Consider the following 16,447-nt stretch of genomic DNA (forward strand, 5'->3'; position numbering starts at 1 on the left):
ACTATCTATGCACGTAGTGCCTGTTCCTGGCGCTTATGCTGTAACGGTGACTCGCCAAAGTAGCGCTTATAGTCTCGGCTGAACTGAGGCACGCTGCGGTATCCCACGGCCAGTGCGGCTTGGTTCACATTGTGACTATCTTGCAAAATGAGTTGCTGCGCTTTAATCAGGCGCAGCCGCTTTAAATATTGGGCAGGCGATGAGCGGGTAATCTGCTTAAAGTGCTGATGAAACGTTGATACGCTCATGTTCGCCTGTTGGGCGAGCTGTTCGACGCTAAAATCATCAGCAAACTGCGCGTGAAGCTTCGAGAGTATCTGCACTATGCGTGCGTAGTGCCCATGCCCTGTTACCAGTGCTCGCAGGGCGGGGCCTTGCTCCCCTTTTAGCGCTTCAAATACCACATCCCGGATGCGGGCATCGCCCATCAGCGTGCACTCAAGGTCGTCATGCAGCGTGTGAGCTAAGCGCAGCATCGCCATTTGCATTCCTTCGGTCATCGCAACAGACGCCATGGGCTTAGGGGGCGTTGGGGGCAGGCGACTCTCTCCCATGGCAGTCACCATTTCACTGAGTAACGCGGGGTCCAGCTTGACAGAGATGCCGAGCAACGGCGTATCCGGTGAACCATGGGTTTCACACTCGAAAGGCATGGGTAGCGTCTGCACGAGATAGTGGCCCGGGTTGTAATGGATCTCACGGTCGCCCAGGTAACCCACTTTACGGCCCTGGGCAATGATAATTAAGCTGGGATCGTACATTAATGGAGTACGCTCCTGATGACGCCCCAGGCAGAGTAACCCCACCCGTGCCAGTCGAGACGCATTTATCCCGTTCCCGCTCACTAATGGTTTGATTAATTCAGCGAGCGCGCTGCCCGTATGCGCTGTGCTAGTCAAGGCTGCTCCCCCTTCGTGATGTGACGTCAGTAGTAATCGACAATTATGATGTTTTTTAGCTATTTTTTGTTATTTTATTGCACATAAAGAGAGAAATGAGCAAAAAAAACGTAGCTTCGCTCATCGCTATCTCTCCGTTAGCAGCGAATAATGGAACGACACTTCCGCATATTCGGAACGTTTTAAAAAGGAGTTTGTATGAGCCAAGCAACATCCTACGCGGCGTTTTCTGCCGACAAACCGCTGGCACCGTTTACCTTTGATCGTCGCGAGCCACGTGCCGACGACGTTGCTATTGAAATCCTCTACTGCGGTGTTTGCCACAGTGACCTGCATTTTGCCCGTAACGATTGGGGTATGAGCCAATACCCAGTGGTGCCCGGGCATGAAATTGTTGGCCGAGTGACCGCTGTGGGTAGCGACGTAACGCGCTTCAAAGCCGGTGATTTGGTCGGTGTCGGCTGCATGGTTGATTCGTGCCGTACCTGCTCCGCGTGTAAAGACGGCGTAGAGCAGTACTGCACGGAAGGCTTCACCATGACCTACGGCAGCCCCGACCGCCAGGACGGTACCTTAACGCAAGGCGGCTATTCTGATGCGATCGTGGTTAGCGAGCACTTTGTGCTGCAAATGCCTGCTGGTATCGACCTCGCCTCTGCGGCGCCCATTTTGTGCGCGGGCATCACGACCTATTCGCCCCTCAAGCACTTTAACGTTGGCAAAGGCCACAAAGTAGGCGTGATTGGCATGGGCGGCCTTGGTCATATGGGCGTCAAACTTGCGAAAGCGCTGGGAGCTGAAGTTACCGTATTTACCCGTTCAGACGCTAAAGTAGAAGAGGCCAAGCGCAACGGTGCCGACCACGTGGTGGTTTCTAGCGATGAAGCGCAGATGAAAGTGGTCGCAGACTCCTTCGACTTTATGCTCGATACCATTCCGGTACAGCACGACCTGAATCCCTACCTGACCTCACTGAAGTACGATGGCACCCACATTCTGGTGGGCTTGCTAGAGCCTATCGAGCCTGCGATTGAAGCGTTTAACTTGGTATTTAAGCGCCGCGTAGTGGCGGGCTCTCTGATTGGTGGCATTGCTGAAACTGAAGAGCTACTTCAGCTGTGTGCTGAGCAAAACATCACCTGTGATATCGAGATGTTAGATATTAATAACATTAACGAAGGCTTTGAGCGCATGGAGAAAGGCGATGTGCGTTACCGCTTTGTCATTGATATGGCGACGCTGAAAGACGCTCCTCTGTAAACCCTGTGTAAATAGCGCCATCAATGCATACCCACCGCCTGCAAAACGGTGGGTTTTGTTAAGTGCGGTACTGTAAAACTCGTGATATTAGACGTGTGCGGAGACACGCAGCCGGACATAGTCAGCTGTCCAGTTGCCGTGTCCATCATTTAGGCTGTGGGCAAGAAGGCTCATCGTATTATCAATAATGGCCTCTTGCAGGTCTTCGTCTAAGTTATGCAGAAAGGGACTGGCGAAGGTTTTAAGCCAGCCCGCCATACCCGTAGGCAGCGGCGTTGGGCGGGGGATTAGCTCAATAGAGTCGACATGAAACCCTACCGTTTGCAGCAGGTGGGCATACTCTTGCGTGGTAGGGAAATACCACGGATGGCGCCCGTGTGAACTGATACCGCGAAACTGCAGCGAAGCTATGAGTGCGGTGCAAATAGCCGCTACATTGCCGTGGCCGCCAAACTCTGCCACAAAGCGCCCACCCGGTTTTAGCGCACGCTTCACGCCAGCAAGCACCTTTTGTGGGTCGAGCATCCAGTGTAATGCCGCATTGCTAAATACCGCATCAAACTCATGATCAAAGGGTAACTGGTGGGCATCAACGACGCGGGCATTCAGGCCCCGCTGGCGTGCAGCATCCACCATCTGCTCCGATGCATCGACACCTAATACATCCGCCCCTGCTTGGGCAATACGCTCGGTTAATGCACCATCACCACAGCCAATATCCAATATGCGCTGGCCCGCTTGCGGGGCTAAAAGTTTTAACACCTCGCCTCCCAGTTTGGGAACGAAGCTAGCATTTTCCGCATAGTGGCTGGCATTCCATTCCTGCCCTGACGGTGTGTGTGAGCTGTAAGACATGGTGGCTTCCTGGTAACGTTATTCCATTAATTCCATACCCAGCAGTATAGCGCTACACGGGATAACTTATTAGCTAAGAAACAACTGATTAACGAGGGTATTTGTCCATGTGGCTTGAAAGTGGCCGCGTACGCTGGTCAAGTAAACGGCTGCCGTACCCCGCTGTTAAAGCCGACTCAACGACACATCATAAAGAGGCCGAAGCTGTGCCTAGCTCTAGCTGCTGATTGATATCCCCCTACTGATAAGTGAGACACCATGAACGACGTTATTAAATTACTGCAGTCCCACCGCTCCATTCGAAAATTTAGCGACCAGGAAATACCCCGTGGGTTGCTGCTTGAGCTGATTCAAGCGGGACAAAGCGCGGCGACCTCAAGCCATGTGCAAGCCTATACCGTGATTCATGTTAAAGACGCCGCTAACCGCGAGCAGATCGCCGAGCTGGTGGGTGGGCAAGGGTATGTCGCTAGCTGCGCAGCATTTTTAGTATTTTGTGCTGATATGAAACGCCCAACAGAAGCATCGGCCCGCACGGGCGCCAACGTTGAACGGGGTATGACCGAGCAGTTGCTGGTCGCCACGGTAGATACCGCGTTGATGGCGCAAAATGTGGTGGTCGCTGCAGAGTCTGAAGGACTAGGTATTTGCTATATCGGTGGTATTCGCAATAACCCTCAGCAGATTAGCGACCTGTTGCACCTTCCTGAGCACGTTTATCCGGTATTTGGTTTATGTCTTGGTTACCCAGCGCACGAGCCAGAAATAAAACCGCGTCTGCCCGTAGAAGCGATTTTAAAAGAAGACTACTACACTGAAGACTCTGAGCTGGTACATGCCTTTGATTCCACCATGCAGGCTTACTACCAAGCGCGGAGCAGTAGCAATAAGAATACCGACTGGTCCCATAACTTAAAGCCACTGTTTGACGACAAGCTACGCCCCCATATGCGCGATTTCTTGGTGAAGCGAGGCTTTGAAATGAAATAATGCAATAAGCGGCATAGCTTCAACCTGCCCAGCTGGGGTGCATAGCAAACAGCGGCACTAAAAACTATAAAAGGAGCCATCAATGACGCTCACGCGCGCCTACTATCTCTTAGCTGGTTTTTATACGCTTATCCCTATCATGGGTGTGGTTGCACTGTTTTCAGGTGGGGGCACACCGCTTGCTATCGCTCATCTAGCATTGGGGGCATTAGCTGTGGTGGGCCTATGGGGTTACATCTTAAAACGGGGCTTTATGAATCCGCGCATGTGGCGGCCTTTTGCCATCCTATTGGCCATTGGGGCGGTATTACAGCTGGTGGTGATTTTTACCATGCCAGTGGCGAATATAGAGCTAACCTGGATGCTGACCAGCACGGTGTTTTCAGTATTGCTAGTGATTTTGCTTTACCACTACGGCAACCGTGACCAACCGCTGTGGGCAACGCCAGAAGAGCAGGCAGCTGCTCGCCAATTGTCGGCACTGCTGGAGACCTCCATGCCGTTAACTGCGGTTCATCGCGAGGGTGAACGGGAAAATAGCGTCAACGTCAGTAAGGAGGGTGATGAGTACAAGGCGCGCATTACACGCCGCACGCACGAGCAGCACGAAGCCTTTGAACAGCGTTTCAAACATCCCGAAACCTTGGTGTTTTTTCTGGAGAAGTTTGCCAGCGTAACGGTGCAGGATTTTAAACAGCAACATGCTTCTTAGCCCTGGGCAAGGGCTGGCTTAGGGGCAGTGTTCAGCTCAAAGTGGTGAGGCGTCACTCAGTGTAGGGGGGCTGCCTGTGCTAGCTGGGTCGCTACGCTGGATTTAATCAGCGCATAGAGGGGGACAAGTGGCGCTGGTAAGCGGAGTTCAGCTGCCCGCTGGTCGATATAAAAGGCGGCCCTTTCACCGCAGTAGTGAATGAGCTCGCCTACCTGTTGGAAGTGCAGACCTGAAGCACCAAGCAAACGGTGAAATTTTGGCTCAAGCATCGCAAAAACATGGTGGCGCTGCGTAATCCCTACAACGGCTGTCGCGGCTAGAAATAAACTCAAACTAACCAGCGCTGGGCTTTCACGAATACTGCTTTCATGGTTGTGAATATCCGTGGCGCTTTTCCTTCTAAAGGCAGGGTGTACCGCTAAACGCGAAACTTCACAAACGCTTTCAGATGAGAAGTAACGTGGATGTTGGTGCGAGGTAAAAAGGCTTTTATCATAATACTCTTCCAGAGGAAGGCTGGGCGAAGAGGAAAGGCGCTGCTTGTTGATCAGTACGATACGCACGCACCCCACATCAATACCGGTATCCTTATGGTGCAGTAGACAGAGTATTGAGTGCTGATTGTGAATGTCTTTTTCAATATTTTGATGGCGCGTGTCACCCATATTGTAATTAAGCTCTTCGTTAAAAACGGCATGACGAAGTGAAAAGGCGCGTGTTTTTTCAGCGTTGGTTTGCGCAATGATTAAAGAGAAATGGCTATCAAAAAGCTCGGGTGAAAAAGTGTGTTGTTTGAGGTCTTCGGGGGTGGTGGTGGGAGGCTTAATAGTGCTAATAATGGTCGGTTTATTCACGGCTACGTTATTCCTTTAGCAGTTGCACTAACCTTTCTGGCTTACCCAAGTGGAAGCCTTGTCCATACGTGATGCCGTACTCTTTAAGAATAGGTGTTAATGCTTCCTGGTCAACATACTCAGCAATAGCCTGCTTTCCAAAACCTTTGGCGATGTCTGCTATCGCTTTCACAATGGTGTGGCTATCGGGGTTAGTCAGCAGGCTGCGAATGAACGAACCGTCTATTTTTATGTAATCAACGGGTAGCTGGCCCAGATAATGGAAGCTGCTAAAGCCGATACCAAAATCATCCAGCGCGGTGCGGCAGCCTAAATCGCGAAGGCTTTGAAGCACATTACGTGCCGTGGAAAAGTCGGTAATCGCGGCCGTTTCGGTGACTTCTAAAATCAGGTGGTGCGGGTCTGCGCCACTGGTGCGCAACTCTTTCATTAGGTACTGCCTTAAGCCTAAATCGTGTAAGGATTGCCCAGATAAATTGACTGCGAGTGAAATGCCGCGCTCTTGTAGTTTTTTAAGCGCCTGCAGGCTGTGTTTAATAACCCAGTGGTCAACCTGAACAATTAAGCCGCTCTGTTCCGCGATAGGTATAAAATGGTCGGGCGAGATTAAGCTGCCGTCTGGGTTTCGCATCCGTAGTAACACTTCATAATGTTTGATATCGCGATCCTGCAGTCGAACAATGGGCTGCGCCATTAATTCAAAACTGTCTGTTTCTAGCGCGCTATGCAGCTGCTCTACCCAGTAAACGCGCTCTTGGAGTTCGTCTTTCGCATTCGCCTCTTGGGATTGCAGGTACCAGTGGGGCTGGCCGCGCTCTTTCGCTTTGTACATCGCCATGTCGGCACTGGCGAGCAGGTCTGCTGGGGTTTGCCCATGGCTTGGGAACAGGGCGATACCGATGCTGGCAGAGATGTGGTGTTTTCTGCCTGCACTGACAAAGCCAATAGCATCTAACAGCTGGGTGATATATTCGGCAATATGGATAGCATGCTGACTGTTAACACTCTCTAGTAGCAGTGCAAACTCATCTCCGCCTAAGCGGGCAATCGTGCTGCGTTGGCCTAAATTAGCATATAGCGTTTCCGCTACTTTGCAGAGTAATTGATCACCAATATGGTGGCCGCTAAGCTCATTGACGTCTTTAAACTGGTTAAGATCCAGCAGCAGAATGGCCCCCTCATTTCGACGCGAAAGTGAGTTAAGCAGCGCATCCTGGAAGTAGCGGCGGTTGAACAGCTCCGTTAACGGGTCGTGTTCGGCCAGCCATGTCAAGCGTGCTTCGGCCGCTTTGCGTTCGGTGATATCTAATCCAACTGAAATGCGGGCATCGCTGCCATTGTGATGGTTGGCTAAAGGGGCATGGTACCAAACGACGGTGTACAGGCGATTATTAACCGTGTGAAACGTTTTCTCTTCCTGAGTGGGAGCATCCAAAGGCGCTTCAAGGGAGGCTGTTTCGCTACCCTCCGTTTGTGATGTTGTGCGGCGGCTGAGGGGCAACGGATCGTGTTGATCAAAAATATCCAGAAAGTGACGACCGAGCAGGTCGCTATCCTTGAGGCCGAGCCCCTCCCGCGTGTAGTCGTTTACCAGCTGGATGCGACCGGCAGCGTTTTGTACAACGATAAAGACCCGGGCGGTATCTAAGAGGCTGCTGATGAAGTCGCGCTCGGTAGCGAGCTCCTCAATGCGTTCTGCGAGCTGGTTGCTGCGCTCTTGTACCGCGTTTTCCAGCGATTCAAGCTGATAAGCGAGTTCGCGGGTAGAGTGCTCCAAGACATCAATTTCATTGGAAAGGCGCGGCGTTGAGCGAGGCAACTTAGCGGTGACACGGCTAAATTGGCCATTGGCTAGTGCGGGGAGTAGGCCAGCAACGCGTCGCAGCCGAGCCATCGGCCCCAATAAAATAATTAACAGCAGTAGTTGGGCCGCCAGCCAGCCCATTACCCCAACAAAAAGCAGTGTATTAGTGGCGGAGGTAATCGCAGCCACCTGAGACGTGATATCGGAGATAAGTAGGAAGTAGCTAGTGCTACGCCAATCCGCATCATCCTCCATATAAATCGCGCCGAGTTCTAACTGACGGTTGGCATACTCAGTTTTGAAAGGCGTATTTGTTAAGGGATGAATAGGTGTTTCAGCCGCCACAGTTTGCAGGAGTGACAGGGTAGGTTCACGATTAGTCAGCGCGACTAGATGGCCATTCCAATCTTGTAAACGGCGCTCTTCTAAAATCCCAGGGATCTCACTATCGCCAATGACCAACAGCGCAATTTCGCTGCCGGAGACCTCTTTCGCTTGGCGAGTAACATCCGCTAGCGAGCGTGAGAGCACTACGGTGCCAATACTCTCGCCTTCCATCAGCATAGGCACCGCCGCAAATTGCTGGCAGTCGTCGGCGCAGCGCAGTGTGTTGATGGGGGAATCTGTGGCTAATACTTCACCTATCCAGCTTTCTAAGGGGAGGTCAGCAGGGGAGGCGCTAGCCCCTGAATGGCCAGCTAACTGCCCTTGGGTATCAAATACAAATACGTCGTCGACGCCCGCTTCAAGCTGTAAGGCTGGCCAGCGGGCATTTAGAGCGGTCTCTAATGCGGAATCGCTGCGACGTGCTAATGCTTCAGCCAAATCAGGCGCGGCGGCTGTTAAGCCTGCTAGTTGGCGCAAATTGTCCGCAGAGCGCTGCATCGCCAAGCGCACTTCACGCTGCTGGCGTTCGTGATGTGAAAGGCGATTGTTTTCAAACTGCTGGGTTAGATAGTAGTGCCCCAGCCATGTGGAAAGCGCCACTAGCACCAGCAGCAGCAGGCTACTAAGCGCCGTGACGCGCCAAGTTAAGCTAAGCCGTTGTCGTGCTCGTACATTCACAAACGCTTTCATCACGGACGCTCCGGTGTCTTGCCGCGTTAAAAGCGCAGCGAAAGCTGAAAGAGCAGCATGTTCCAGTGCTGGCGAGTGGTTGAGGCGTCAGGGTTATCTTGGGACGGTAGCCAGCCGGTACCATTAACGTGGTGGTACTCCCCTGCAAGCATCCAACGGGCATTAGGTGTCCATTGAAGTCCAAACGTTACATCATCTGCAAACTGTGAATGGGCTGGCCCAAAGCCGCTCTGCTCGTATTTGCGGCCCGAGCGGTCATCAATATTGTTAACGAGGCTGTCGTACCTTACCAGCCAGCTCCAGCTGGGCGTCAGGCGGCGCTGATACTGTACGTACCAACTATGGCCGGTGATGTCTAAATCTCGCGGTAAATTATCGCCTTCGAGGGACTGTTTTCGCAGAGCGAACTCAGCCGTCAGGCTCCATAGCTCTTCGTTGTATTGCAACGATGCGATCCAGGGTTGAAAGCTAAAGTCTGCAGCATTGCCTGCTAAGTCAGCGTCTAGCTTCACGTTGGCAGCGCTTAAAGCGGCAAGAAACTTACCGTTCTGATCTTCATATAAAATCTGCGAAATGGCCGATAGCGATGACGATGAGACATGAGCGTCAGTATCACCAAATAGCTGTTTAGCGAGCAGGGAGCCTGTTTGTGGTTGGCCAACGCCGCTAACGACTCTCAGCGTCCCTGATGGCAGGCGCTCTTCCAGATAAACATTAACACCATCGGCGGCTAACCCCAGTGCCCGGGTGCGGTCAAAATAGATCGATTGAGGCAGTAAAATGCTTGGCCGTGTAAAGGCCACGTCGCGGGTTTGATTGTAGAGGCCAAACGGGTTTTTAAACCGGCCCGCCTGTAGACCCAGCGTACGCGCTTGGTTTGAGATCATCTGATAATCAATCACGCCGTAGTCTAATGTAGGGCGCGCGTCGCTGGTGTCACCGCCTGCTCGGCGGCTTAGTAACTGGGCAGCCACCAATACATTTTGATGAGGACGAAGCGATGCGTTAACCCCAAGCTCGGTAAACTCTGCACTACCCGCATTTTGACTGCTTGGACCAAAAAAGTTGTTCTCGTCGGTGACGATAAGTGCCTGGCTCAGAAAGCCGTGCACCTGCAGCGTATCCAGTAGGTGCTCATCGGCGAGGCTAGCCGCTGGGGGCGTTAACGACACAAAGCACGCCATCAGCGTTTTGGCGAGTTTGTGATCACTCCATTGAAATGACTTGGACGCTTTCATCCAGGTACTCCCTTTCAAGGTATCCCAGCGCACCGGGCGTATTGGCCACTTTTTCTTGCATTTCAGTCAGGTTGCGCACACGGTTGGGTGCTTGTCCCCTGCCAGAAAACACCACACGATCCCAGGCCAATTGAAGCTGATGAGGGTAAACAGCGAGCTGCTCTTTGGTAAAGCGTAGATGGACGGGGTCGCGATTGGATAGCACAAACACCTGTACGGCTTGGCCATCTGGCCAAGAGCGTTGGCGCATGGCGAATATCGCGCGGGCGGTATCCCGAGTTAGCCAGCGGGTGGGCACGTCAGGATGTGCCACTAATACAATCACGCTTTCATCGGCGATCGACTGGGCTTTTGTAAACCCTGGGAACAGCGCAAGCATTAAGCAGATGGTGACCCAAGCAAACGGCTTGCGTGTGGCACTAAAAAAACAGAACGGCGCTGAGCGTCTAGTCATTGCCCATTAAGCGCCAAGCCATGCACTCTGCAGGCTTTGCCCACACGGAAGATGTGAATGCGTAAATAACGTTTCTCCTTTGCAGCCGTGTTTTCAAAAGCCCTTGTGTGAGGAGCTTATCGGTATTTTTTATTAACGGAAACTACAAAATAATTAGGCCGACACAACCGGATACACCTAGAAACACTACACCATCGATAGAGCATTAACCGATACACAAAACGTATCATTATTACATGACATAAAGCCTACATAACGAAAACGCTCGGCAAAGGCCGAGCGTTTCATTCCTCTACCGCACAGGCTTACTCAACGAGTTCAAGCAGGCGGTCAGGGTAGTCTGTAAACAGCCCGTTAACGCCCCAGTCCAGCAAGCGCTGCATTTCGTCTGGCTCGTTGATCGTGTAAATATGCACGGGCAAACCATTGGCCTGTGCTTGGCTAATAAAGTCTGCATCAATAACGTCGTTTCCATCGTAAGTGACGTTAGTTCCGATTCCCGCTGCGTATTCAGCGACGGCTTGGAAGTCTTCATCAGTAATCTCAGCCGGTCCCGGTGTGACGCCTGTCCACTCTTGTAGCTGCGAATCATCCTCTTCATTAGTGTGGTACCACACCAGTTGAATGAGTGGCACGTTCTCATTTAACTCGCGCATTTTAAGCAGGCTGTCTTGCTCAAATGATTGAACCAGTACGCGCCCTGTCTCAATCATATCGTGGGCTTCTAATGACTCAACCAGGGCTTCTTCCAACCCCGGGTTTAACTGCGGCGACTTGGTTTCAATGTAATAACGCGCATCATGTCCGAAGTGCTCAAACAGCTCACTTAACGTGAGAATTTGGGCGCCTTCAAACTCGGCATCTGCTTTATCGGCATTAGCTTCATTGAACCAAGAGCCAGTATCTAGCGCTTTTAACTCTTCCAGAGTGTGGTCATTAATTGTGCCCTCACCGCTGCTGGTGCGGTCAATCGCATCATCATGAAACACGACCAGCTCACCGTCGGCGGTTATTTGAACATCCAGCTCCAAATAATCAACGCCCCATTCATGAGCCAGCTCGTAGGCTGCCAGGGTGCTTTCTGGCGCGTGGCCGCTAGCGCCCCGGTGCGCAATGACCTGAAAAGATTCGAGATCTTTTAGCTGTTGCTCCAGCGGGGTGGCTTCAGCCAGCGCAGAAGTGGTGGCAGCACCAGCGAAAAGACCTAGCGATAGAGCAGCAATCATTGGATGACGTTGCATAGAAACTCCTTAATTGAATGGTTGTTCAATTATCCTACCTGCCCTAACAGCAAAATGCCAAACATCGCTCCCTTGGCAGCCAATGTGTAAAAACGTTGTTAAAGCGTCTAAGTTAGATAGGGCCAAGATGGGGAGGCAATGCGCCTATGGGTTGAATTTCCGCTGTGTGCCTGCACCCATGTTAGGTAGCCAGTTAAAAAGATAGCAACGCACAAGGAGACGTTATGACAACGTTAGTGATTGGTGCCAACGGACAAATTGGCAAACAGTTCTGCGAATTAGCGCAGCAGGCAGGCGAACCCGTTAAGGCGATGATTCGCAGCGAAGAGCAGGCGGGCTGGTTTAAAGAACGCGGCATTGAAACCGTCATCGCTGATTTAGAAGGCGAGCTTGAACATGCGTTTGAAGGCTGCGACCAAGTGGTCTTCACTGCGGGCTCAGGCCCCCACACCGGACCTGATAAAACGCTGTTGATCGACTTGTACGGGGCCATTCGCGCCGCCGATCTTGCGAGTCAAAAAGGCCTTTCCCGCTACATCATGATTAGCGCGATGCGCTCTGAAAAACCGCTGGAAGCGCCGGAAAAAATGCGCCCCTACATGGCGGCGAAATTTGCCGCTGATGCGCATCTAGCGAACAGTAAAGTTCCTTATGTGATTCTTAAACCAGGGCGTTTGACGGATGAAGGTGCAAGCCGGCAATTTGCGAGCACCGTAGAAGAGGCTGGCGATAACCAAATTTCCCGGGCCAATGTCGCTCATGCGCTTCTGCATGTTGTGCAAACCCCCAATGTGGTGAATCAAGAGTTCCTGCTGTTAGATGGCAAGCGCCCCATCGGTGAGCTTATTGGCTAAGCTGACGCGCGGATTCATGGATCAAATCGCTGGTAATGACGCTGTAGTAAGGGGCTAATACCCACCTGTTAAAGCTTCTTGCTAATTTTATCTCTACACGCTCTGCGTGTGCTCAGTGACTCAACGAATAACGATAAGGAGCATAGAGATGAGCAGTAAACGAATTTTAATGATTACCGGCGACTACACTGAGGACTACGAAACCATGGTGCCTTTTCAGGCATTAATGGCAGTGGGCCATCGTGTCGATGCAGTATGCCCTGGAAAAACCTCGGGAGATACGGTGGCTACCGCGATCCATGATTTTGAAGGCGATCAGACGTATTCAGAAAAGCCCGGTCACCGCTTTGCCCTTAATGCCGATTTTGCGAGCATCAATCCCGCCGACTACGATGCCCTGGTGGTACCCGGTGGGCGTGCGCCAGAATACCTGCGTTTGGATAAAGAAGTGCTCTCCATGGTTCAGCACTTTTTTGAGACGGACAAGCCCGTCGCCGCTATTTGCCATGGTGCTCAATTGCTAGCCGCCGCAAAGGTGCTGGAAGGCAGGCAGTGTTCCGCTTACCCGGCCTGCCAGCCGGAAGTGGAGCTTGCAGGGGGCCACTTCGCCAACCTAGATGTCACCGATGCCGTTACCGATGGCAATTTAGTGACAGCGCCTGCTTGGCCTGCTCACCCTGCGTGGCTTGCTCAGTTCATGGCCTTGCTGAATAAGTAGGCCGCAAAGGTGGCCGCACCGTGAGAGGGCGCCCAGTCTCTTGCTGGGCGCTTTTCATGATGCTCGCTATCCTGAGATGAGGCCTGAACGTAAAGAGAACCCCCATGTGTAAACTGTTTATCAAAGCCGATCCCGAGCTATGGCGAAGCGCCACCCACTCGCTGCGCATCGATGGCATGGTAACGAGTGTGAGAATGGAGAATTACTTCTGGCACCTTCTAGAGGAAATCGCGCAGCGCGATGGGATGAACACCGCCCAGATGATTACTCGCCTTTACCATGAATCCATTGATGCGGGGCACGATTTGGGGAACTTCACCTCATTTCTGCGCGTATGCGCGTTACGCTACCAAGCGCTCCAGTTAACGGGGGATATTCCCAGTTATCAAGAGGTGCCCATCGCTACGCTGGATGCAGAGGAGATTCTCGCTCGCGAACGGCGCGGCGGCGTTAATCAAGTCCACTAATAGAGAGCAGGTAAAGGGCTGCTTACTAAAGAGTGAACGTAAAGGTCAGCGCGGGTGATTGCCTCGTCGGTAGCTTCTGAACCACATCAGCGGTAGGGTCAGTTTAAAGGCTATCTCAACGAGGCAAATATGGAACTCTTTCTAAACGCAACGTCCCCCTATGCGCGTATGGCGCGCATCATCCTGCTGGAAAAAGGGCTCATGGAGGATGTGACGCTGCGCTGGTGCGACCCCTGGGCAGATGATCCCGCGCTGCTGGCAGTCAATCCCGCTGGACGAATTCCCGTACTCATCACCAGTGACGGCACAGCGCTTAGTGAGTCGCTGCTGATCGCGGTTTACCTGGATGCGCAGCACCCGAATTCGCCGATTGTCCCTGCTGCCCAACGCGCTGAGGTGTTGCGTTTAGCCGGGCTGGGGCAAAACCTAATGGATGCCTCCTTCACTACGGTGATCGCTCGAAAACATTATGGTGCTGAGATTGATCAAAGCGAACTTGGCGTAAGGCGCCAGCGTGCTATTCAGCGCCTGACAAAGCAGCTTAGCGATGAGCTTCACGAAAACCAGCTAACCGAATCACTCACCCTTGGCGACATCTCCACGGCGGTAGCGTTGGACTATTTAGCGTTCAGGCTGCCCGAGGTGAACTGGCAAGAAACATATCCGCAGCTTCAGGCATGGCACGCTAAGGTAGTGGCGCGAGAAAGCTTCCAGAGCACCGCCTTTGCATAATCAGCCTTGCTTAATAGCAGCAGCGAGTGCATCGCTGCTATGCCTTCAGTTCTTCCTTAAACCAGTTAGCCAACGATTCGCTGCGGCGGGCGTTGGTGTGTTTGGGTAGCCACAGGCAGAGCCTTGCCGGGGTTTCAATGCTGCCCCAGGGGGTGACTAGCCTTCCGCTTTTCAGATCATCCTCCACTAGCAGCCTAGGGGCAATAGCCACGCCCAGGCCCGCCACGGCGGCTTCCATTAAGTAATAAAGGTGCGCGAAGCCTTGGCCCTGTTTGAGCGCGGCCTCTAGTGCGGCGGGCGCAAGCCCTTGGGCGGCTGCCCACTGGGGCCAGGCTTGAGGGCGCGAGGCGGTATACAGCAGTTTATTGGTAAACAGCGAAGCGGGATCAGTAGCATCGCACGCCTCTGCCAAACGCGGGCTGAGTACCGCGCAAATTTCTTCAGGGATGAGTTCGATCACTTCCACATCGCTAGGCCAGGGCGGCGCAGAGAATGCCAGGGTCGCGCTGGCGTCTGAAGGCGTGCCGGGCTGCTCGGAATCGCTCACCACCACTTGCAGCTTTAGCTCCGGCAGCGCTTGGTTTAAACGGTCTAGGCGAGGAATCAGCCAGCGGGCCAGCAGGCTGCCGGGGCAAGCCAGGGTAAACGGCGCTTCTTCCACCTCATGCTTGAGCAAAGTGCAACTATCTCTCAGTTTTGCGAAGGCATCCCCCACGCCACTTTGCAGCCGTTCGCCGTGGTGGGTGAGCACTAGCCCACGCCCCGCTTTGGTGAACAGCGCCACGCCAAAGTGCTCATCTAAGCTCTTTAATTGGCGGCTTACCGCGCCGTGGGTCACGCTTAGCTCGTCGGCGGCGGCGGTTACGCTGCCTAACCGGGCAGTGGCTTCAAAGGCGCGTAGCGCACTTAAGGGCGGCAGGCTGTGGTGCATGGGTGCCTCTTCCAATAGTTGCGTAAAACTCACAGGTGGTTGCCATCTTATCGATTTTTCTTCTCACCTGCCTGCGTTAACGTCGTGAGCATCTTAAATCGCCCCGAAACCGCAGAGGTCGTGATGAACAAACCCCTAAGCCTACCCGATGCCAACGGGCTGTTTGGCAGCTTTGGTGGCCGCTTTGTAGCGGAAACCCTGATGCCTTTGATTCTTGAGCTGCAGGATGAGTACGCCACCGCCAAAAACGACCCTGAGTTTCAGCGCCAGCTTGCCTATTTCCAGGGCGACTACGTTGGCCGCCCCAGCCCGCTCTACTTTGCCGAGCGGCTCACCGAGCACTTTGGCGGCGCAAGCATTTATCTCAAACGTGAAGAGCTAAACCACACCGGCGCGCACAAGATTAACAACTGCATTGGTCAGGTGCTGCTCGCCAAGCAGATGGGCAAAAAGCGCATCATCGCGGAAACCGGCGCGGGCATGCATGGTGTTGCTACCGCTACCGTGGCTGCGCGTTTTGGGTTGCCCTGCGTGATTTACATGGGCGCCACCGACATCGAACGTCAGCAGCCCAACGTATTCCGCATGAAGCTGCTGGGCGCGGAGATCGTGCCAGTGACCTCTGGCACCGGCACGCTGAAAGACGCCATGAACGAAGCGCTGCGCGACTGGGTCACGAACGTCGACGACACCTTCTATATTATTGGCACCGTGGCAGGCCCGCACCCGTACCCGGCCATGGTGCGCGATTTCCAAGCGGTGATTGGCCATGAAACCCGCACCCAAATGCTCGAAAAACAGGGCCGCCTGCCGGATTCACTGATTGCCTGCGTAGGCGGCGGCTCTAATGCCATGGGCCTGTTCTACCCGTTTATTGATGATGAAAGCGTTCACATGGTGGGCGTAGAGGCGGGCGGTAAAGGCGTTAACAGCGGCCTGCACGCCGCCAGCCTCAACGGCGGCACCCCTGGCGTGCTGCACGGCAACCGTACCTACCTGCTGCAAAACGAAGATGGCCAGATTATCGATGCCCACTCGATTTCCGCTGGGCTAGATTACCCCGGCATCGGCCCTGAACACGCCTGGCTGCACGAACAGGGCCGAGTTGAGTACGTTTCCGCCACCGATGATGAAGCGCTAGAAGCGTTCCAAATCTGCTGTTGCCAAGAGGGCATCATCCCGGCGCTGGAAACCGCCCACGCCCTGGCCGAAGTGGCTAAGCGCGCGCCAACACTTCCCCGCGAGCATCTGATGGTGGTCAACCTCAGTGGCCGTGGCGATAAAGACATGGTGAGCGTGGCCCATCACCTGGGTGATAAGTTCGGAGTAAAAAACGTATGAGCGCGCTACAGGAGAACGAC

General features: G+C 53.3%; 16 protein-coding genes. 8 read left to right on the plus strand and 8 right to left on the minus strand.

What is annotated here, in order from left to right:
• Window positions 1-5 precede the first annotated feature (5 nt).
• Complete coding sequence (locus LOS15_RS02490; protein ID WP_263067886.1) at window positions 6-899, minus strand: AraC family transcriptional regulator; 894 nt, start codon at window positions 897-899, stop codon at window positions 6-8.
• Window positions 900-1,097: 198 nt separating this feature from the next.
• On the opposite strand from LOS15_RS02490, the gene LOS15_RS02495 reads away from it, so the two are divergent.
• The gene (locus LOS15_RS02495) at window positions 1,098-2,159 is read left to right on the plus strand and encodes an NAD(P)-dependent alcohol dehydrogenase (protein ID WP_263067887.1); all 1,062 of its coding nucleotides are present in this window, start codon (window positions 1,098-1,100) and stop codon (window positions 2,157-2,159) included.
• Window positions 2,160-2,246: 87 nt separating this feature from the next.
• Here the strand turns inward: LOS15_RS02495 and LOS15_RS02500 are convergent, their stop codons facing one another.
• Complete coding sequence (locus tag LOS15_RS02500; RefSeq protein WP_263067889.1) at window positions 2,247-3,014, minus strand: class I SAM-dependent methyltransferase; 768 nt, start codon at window positions 3,012-3,014, stop codon at window positions 2,247-2,249.
• A 258-nt stretch (window positions 3,015-3,272) separates the two neighbouring features.
• Here LOS15_RS02500 and nfsA point away from each other — a divergent pair, with 258 nt between their 5' ends.
• Window positions 3,273-4,004, plus strand: coding sequence for an oxygen-insensitive NADPH nitroreductase (nfsA, locus tag LOS15_RS02505; protein WP_263067890.1), 732 nt, complete (start codon window positions 3,273-3,275; stop codon window positions 4,002-4,004).
• Between the two features lie 82 nt (window positions 4,005-4,086).
• Complete coding sequence (locus LOS15_RS02510) at window positions 4,087-4,716, plus strand: hypothetical protein (RefSeq protein ID WP_263067891.1); 630 nt, start codon at window positions 4,087-4,089, stop codon at window positions 4,714-4,716.
• A 56-nt stretch (window positions 4,717-4,772) separates the two neighbouring features.
• Here LOS15_RS02510 and LOS15_RS02515 read toward each other — a convergent pair whose 3' ends face one another.
• The 5 genes from LOS15_RS02515 to LOS15_RS02535 all read right to left on the minus strand — a co-directional run bounded on the left by LOS15_RS02515 (window position 4,773) and on the right by LOS15_RS02535 (window position 11,384).
• Complete coding sequence (locus LOS15_RS02515; RefSeq protein ID WP_263067893.1) at window positions 4,773-5,570, minus strand: PEP-CTERM/exosortase system-associated acyltransferase; 798 nt, start codon at window positions 5,568-5,570, stop codon at window positions 4,773-4,775.
• A 7-nt stretch (window positions 5,571-5,577) separates the two neighbouring features.
• Window positions 5,578-8,451: an EAL domain-containing protein gene (locus LOS15_RS02520; RefSeq protein ID WP_263069601.1), complete on the minus strand. Its 2,874-nt coding sequence runs from the start codon at window positions 8,449-8,451 to the stop codon at window positions 5,578-5,580.
• 26 nt (window positions 8,452-8,477) lie between these two features.
• Window positions 8,478-9,689: a hypothetical protein gene (locus tag LOS15_RS02525; RefSeq protein WP_263067895.1), complete on the minus strand. Its 1,212-nt coding sequence runs from the start codon at window positions 9,687-9,689 to the stop codon at window positions 8,478-8,480.
• Complete coding sequence (locus tag LOS15_RS02530) at window positions 9,658-10,143, minus strand: hypothetical protein (RefSeq protein WP_411537381.1); 486 nt, start codon at window positions 10,141-10,143, stop codon at window positions 9,658-9,660. The genes LOS15_RS02525 and LOS15_RS02530 overlap by 32 nt, the downstream gene beginning before the upstream one ends.
• Before the next feature lie 305 nt (window positions 10,144-10,448).
• A complete protein-coding gene (locus LOS15_RS02535; RefSeq protein ID WP_263067897.1) occupies window positions 10,449-11,384 on the minus strand; it encodes a glycerophosphodiester phosphodiesterase in 936 nt (311 codons plus the stop codon).
• Window positions 11,385-11,608: 224 nt separating this feature from the next.
• On the opposite strand from LOS15_RS02535, the gene LOS15_RS02540 reads away from it, so the two are divergent.
• From LOS15_RS02540 to LOS15_RS02555, 4 genes are all read left to right on the plus strand, one after another.
• Window positions 11,609-12,238, plus strand: a complete 630-nt coding sequence (locus tag LOS15_RS02540; RefSeq protein ID WP_263067898.1) for an SDR family oxidoreductase — start codon at window positions 11,609-11,611, stop codon at window positions 12,236-12,238.
• 148 nt (window positions 12,239-12,386) lie between these two features.
• Window positions 12,387-12,956, plus strand: a complete 570-nt coding sequence (locus LOS15_RS02545) for a DJ-1/PfpI family protein (RefSeq protein ID WP_263067899.1) — start codon at window positions 12,387-12,389, stop codon at window positions 12,954-12,956.
• 104 nt (window positions 12,957-13,060) lie between these two features.
• A complete protein-coding gene (locus LOS15_RS02550) occupies window positions 13,061-13,423 on the plus strand; it encodes a ribbon-helix-helix domain-containing protein (protein WP_263067901.1) in 363 nt (120 codons plus the stop codon).
• A 129-nt stretch (window positions 13,424-13,552) separates the two neighbouring features.
• Window positions 13,553-14,155: a glutathione S-transferase family protein gene (locus tag LOS15_RS02555; RefSeq protein ID WP_263067903.1), complete on the plus strand. Its 603-nt coding sequence runs from the start codon at window positions 13,553-13,555 to the stop codon at window positions 14,153-14,155.
• Between the two features lie 37 nt (window positions 14,156-14,192).
• Here the strand turns inward: LOS15_RS02555 and LOS15_RS02560 are convergent, their stop codons facing one another.
• Window positions 14,193-15,086, minus strand: a complete 894-nt coding sequence (locus tag LOS15_RS02560) for a LysR family transcriptional regulator (RefSeq protein WP_263069604.1) — start codon at window positions 15,084-15,086, stop codon at window positions 14,193-14,195.
• A 123-nt stretch (window positions 15,087-15,209) separates the two neighbouring features.
• Here LOS15_RS02560 and trpB point away from each other — a divergent pair, with 123 nt between their 5' ends.
• The gene (gene trpB, locus LOS15_RS02565) at window positions 15,210-16,427 is read left to right on the plus strand and encodes a tryptophan synthase subunit beta (protein WP_263067904.1); all 1,218 of its coding nucleotides are present in this window, start codon (window positions 15,210-15,212) and stop codon (window positions 16,425-16,427) included.
• The last annotated feature ends 20 nt before the right edge of the window (window positions 16,428-16,447 follow it).

This window comes from Halomonas sp. 7T, assembly GCF_025643255.1.
Taxonomy (GTDB): Bacteria; Pseudomonadota; Gammaproteobacteria; order Pseudomonadales; family Halomonadaceae; genus Vreelandella.